Genomic DNA, 3,945 nt, shown 5'->3' with positions numbered 1-3,945 from the left:
GTAATCTCCCATTGGAACTCGAATGTTAAACTTACCTGTAATAGGATCTACTTTAACGCTTCTCCCTGTTTCTAATACTGTAACTACAGCATCTGCTACTGGAACTCCACCTATTATCATAGGTGTGTTTTGTACTTCTTTGTCTTCTACAATCTCATATTTGCTTATTTCAGTTCTCTTTAAACTGTATTTTGGTGCTTCATCTTTAACTCTTTCTTTTAGTGTTGTGAAGCTTCCCTCTGTAGCAATTGTTGGCTTAGTTACAACCATATTTGCTGTTATGTTGTTTGATGTTGGCTCTTCAAAGATATAATCTACATCTGCTCTTATCATAAATACACCATCATAGCCTTCGTCAGCTAATGGTTCCATAACACCAGCAATGTTTAGATATGACCTGTTTCCGTAGCTAGAGCCAGTATCTAATCCTGTTCCTGGATGGTTAGTCCCATCACCGTCTTGCATAGTTGAAATATAGAAATCTCCTTCTGTAATTAAGTTAAGAGCTGAAAGGTCGATATAGTTCCAATCTCCTCTTATAAGATTATCTACAAATATCGTTTCTCCAACTTGTGTTGGTGTTCCATTTGTATGAGTTTCATAAACTGCAAAGCCTAATCTATTGCTACCTGGTGTAGGCCAATCATTACCCCATAGGTAAATTTGTGCGCCCATTAATTGCGCATTTGTACGAGGTGTAAATCTTACTGCACATCCATTACCTGCAGCATTTAATATTAGTGCATCTTCTGCAGTATTATCATCATAAGTTATTATCTCTTCTTCAGGTATTGGTTCCTCGACATAATTTATTCCAACAATGCTTACATCGTCTATATACCAACCTTTATAAACAACTGAACTATCTGAATGGAAGAAGAATCTAACCTTAATGGTTTCTCCATGGTAATCATCTAATGGTATCTCTTCATAACGCCAAGTTTGTAGACGAGTACCGTATTTTCCTGTTGGTGTTACATTAGTCCAAGTAGCTCCATCGTCCTTTGATACTTGCACTTGACCATAATCCCAAAGAGTTGATGTCCCTTCAAAATCATACCAGTGATTGAATGTCAATACAGGAGTCTTATCCTCTGGAACAACTATAACTGGACTTTCTATATAGGAATCACTACTTCTTGGGTAGTCCCCATCAAGATTTGTCGCCCATAGCTTTTCCCCTGAAGATGCTTCATTCGGCCCAGATGTTGGAACTCCCCATTCCCATTCGTTGTTAGTTCCACCTGATATGAAGCCACCATTATTTTCTTCAAAATTTGTAATAAATAGTGTTACGACCTCTGTAGCAGTAGCTGAAACTTCTTCAGTTTGAGCACTTATATTTCCTGAGAAGTCTATTGCATCTATTACATAGTAGTAGGTTGTATTAGCTACTACGTCTGTATCCGTGAAATTATTATTAGCAGTTTCGCCTATCACTTCATAGTCTCCACCAGACACTTCTGAACGATATATACGATATACATCTACGTCAGCATCTACTGAAGGTGTCCAGGATAATTTAATTCCTGCCATACCAGCTGTTGCTGTTAAGTTAGTAGGTATAGCTGGAGCTTCATAATCTTTACCCATTAGTCTTATATTATCAATATACCATCCTGCCTGTTGTCCAGAATAATCTGATGTAAAATTAAATGCTACAAATACTGGCTCAGAAGAACCAATAAAGCTATCAAGGCCTACAAATACTTCTTCCCATTGATTTGAACTGCCTGTATACATTGGTCCTACTTGATACCAATTTTCCCCATAGTCATTAGTTACTAGAATATAACCTTTATCATAATTTGTTTCTACTTGGTACCATTGATGGAATCTTAGTGATGCTGTTTCTAAAGTAGCATCTCTCAAATCGATTGGAGGAGTTACCATCCAGCTATTTCCACTAGCTGAATAAGTTCCACCTAATATAGTTCCTACTAAACCTTCTCCTTCAAATGGTATAGGATCAGCATCTGTTGCTATTCCCCACTGCCAATCTCCATCTAGTATCCATCCATTAGCATTAGACTCGAATCCTTGAGTGTATTCATCTGGAACTATACCAAAGCTAATATCTACTTTATAGTCTGGTGTTACTACTGCATCACCTACAAAGTCTCTTGCTCTTATTTTATAGGTTATACTGTCGCCACCTAGCATATCATAGGTTATTTTTCCTTGATATACTCCATTTTTATGATCTCCTGATATTCTGTTCATTGGAACTAGCATCCAATAAGATTTGCCTGACTGTTTAACTAGTAATTCTACTTCTGTTACTGATATATCATCTGATACTTCTGCTGTTATATCTATTTCTGAACCAACGAAGGTTTCAAATATTTCTTGTTCATGAACTATTTCTGGTTCACTTATGTCTTCTCCTTCAACTAGTACTCTACCACTAACATACCCTGTACCAGATGCTATAGAAGATACTGCTTCAAATGCATTTACCATTCCATAACCGTAACCGAAGTTTGGTGCTTCTGGATATGTTGAGTCTGTTAGTGGGTCAGCAGTGTCTGCTATTATCTCTTCTATATCTTCTATTGTTAATGAAGCATTAGCTGATACTAGTAGTGCAACTGTTCCACTAACGTGTGGTGCTGACATTGAAGTTCCTGAATAACCACCTGTATATCCTCCTGGTATACATGAGTAAATACTTACTCCAGGTCCTGATATATTTGGTTTAATTAGTGTTTCGTCATATGGCGATGGCCCTAATTTTGAGAAACTTGCTCTTGCATCATATCTATCTACTGCTGCTACTGCAAAGCTTTCTGGATAGTTTGCTGGACATGATATTGAACCTGGCCATGGTGCTGGTTCTCCTGATCTTTGGTTTCCTGCTGAAAATACTGGGAATATTCCTGCTGATCTCCAGTTTCTTACAGCATCTCTATACCAGTCATCTATTCCTGCTCCTCCACCCCATGAGTTGTTAACAACGTCTGGTGCTGCAGTTGGGTCTCCACCTGGGTGTAGCATCCATTCTGCTGCATCTAGTAATATTCTATCTGTCGTGGAGCCTGCTGTGTTAAATACTCTTGCTGTTATCCATTTTGCTCCTGGTGCAACGCCTACTGGATTGTTCCCATCTGGCTCTTGTCCCACCATTGTACCCATTACGTGAGTACCATGGCTATCTGAATCTGCTGGCAATGTAGCATTATATACTGGGTCAAACCAGCTCTTAGATGGATCAGTAGTTTCTGTATTTGGATCGTAACCTCTCCATTTGTCATGTAAAGCTGGGTGAGTCCAATCAACTCCTGAGTCTAGTGACCCTACTACTGCTCCTGTACCGTCATAACCTAGATCCCATGCCTGGTCTGCTCCAACTCTTGTTATATTCCATTGTGGCTCTGTTCCTGATGGTTCTATTTCTACATCTTCCATTACAGGAAAATCCATTGTATAGATTTTATTTTTATATATTTTTTCTACTTCTGCCATATAGGAAATGTTCTCTATTACTTCTTTAGTAGCCTTTACATATACCATATTTACTATGTGATAAGGTGTAATTTCTTCAACATTTCCTCTTTCCATTTCTTGCTCTAAATAATTTAATAAATTAGCTTGAGTTACTTCTGCTTTATCTCTTAAAGCTTCTACTACACCTTTTCTAACTTCAAGTTTTACACTATATGGAGTCATAGCTTTAGATAATGCATTTCTAGTAGCTCTTGCTACCATTTCTGTATCAACTTGATCTTTTAAATACACTAAAGCTTCAGCTAAATCTTCTTTCTCCAAGCTATTCATCAATTCAGGTTCAATCTTCATTGATGCTTCTTTAAGTAGATTTTCTTTTGCTGAGCTAAGTGGGTTGTTTTCTGCATAAACAAATGATGTAAAAGTTCCTAATAACATAACTAAAGTTATTAATAGGGATAAACCTTTTTTAACCTTTTGATTTCTTGGCATTAAATA

At 37.4% G+C, this 3,945-nt stretch carries 1 protein-coding gene; it reads right to left on the bottom strand.

Translation table 11 applies throughout. From position 1 onward, the window contains the following. Nucleotides 1-3,885 (bottom strand): S8 family serine peptidase (locus tag ABV008_RS06310; RefSeq protein ID WP_352418972.1); only part of this gene is annotated, 3,885 nt, incomplete at its 3' end. Between the last annotated feature and the right edge of the window lie 60 nt (nt 3,886-3,945).

Source organism: Proteiniborus sp. (genome assembly GCF_040308045.1).
Taxonomy (GTDB): domain Bacteria; phylum Bacillota; class Clostridia; order Tissierellales; family Proteiniboraceae; genus Proteiniborus.
Note: the sequence above shows the minus strand (reverse complement) of the source record. Positions and strands in the feature narration are given on the sequence as shown.